This window comes from Sphingomonas aestuarii (assembly GCF_054457155.1).
The window spans coordinates 1-734 of the sequence record NZ_JBTKVV010000023.1 but is presented as its reverse complement, the minus strand read 5'-3'; the positions used below and the strand labels follow the sequence as shown (position 1 = coordinate 734).

The 734-nt window shown below is 61.2% G+C and carries 1 protein-coding gene; it reads left to right on the top strand.

The genetic code is table 11. The annotated features are described in order from the left end of the window. The coding region (locus ACX0GZ_RS14770) for a recombinase family protein (RefSeq protein WP_458817514.1) at positions 1-626 on the top strand (626 nt) is incomplete at its 5' end. Positions 627-734: the final 108 nt, after the last annotated feature.

The following is a 734-nucleotide window of genomic DNA, read 5'->3' as shown; positions in this document are numbered from 1 at the left end:
GATACGCGCGAGTCTCAACCACCGATCAGTCCCTCGACATCCAGCGCGACGCCCTCGCCAATGCTGGGGTCGATAAGCTCTTTGCTGAGCAACGATCCGGACGCTCCGCCGATGACAGGCCCGAGCTTCAAGCCACGATCGAATTTGCGCGCGATGGCGACACCATCATCGTCACCAAGCTCGACCGGCTCGCCCGCTCGGTCCGCGACCTTCACAATATCTTGGCCCGGCTCGATGAGAAAAAGGTCGGCTTCCGCTGCCTCGATCAGGCCATCGATACGACCACCAGCACCGGCAGGCTGACCCTCTCAATCCTCGGCGCAGTCGCCGCGTTCGAGTTGGACATCCGCGCTGAACGCCAACGTGAAGGTATCGCAGCCGCCAAACAACGCGGCGCTTATCAGGGTCGCCGATCCACCATCGATCTCGATCGTGTCCGGGAACTCAATCGTCGAATGAAAGCCCACGAGATCGCACGCGTCATGGAGATCAGTCGAGCAAGCGTCTATCGCGCACTGGCCCAGATCAACGATCCAGATGTCGTCCCCGCGAACGATCACCAATCGCCGCCCGGCCGACAGTCAGCCGCCCAAACGCTTACGCGCACTGTGGAGGTCGCATCGTGAAAAACAGCATCGACAAAGGCTCTGCTGAAGCCTCGACACATGCTCTGGCGGACGATCTGACTGGAGACATGGGCAACACGGATGCTGCGATCCCTTCGCCCGCTCCAG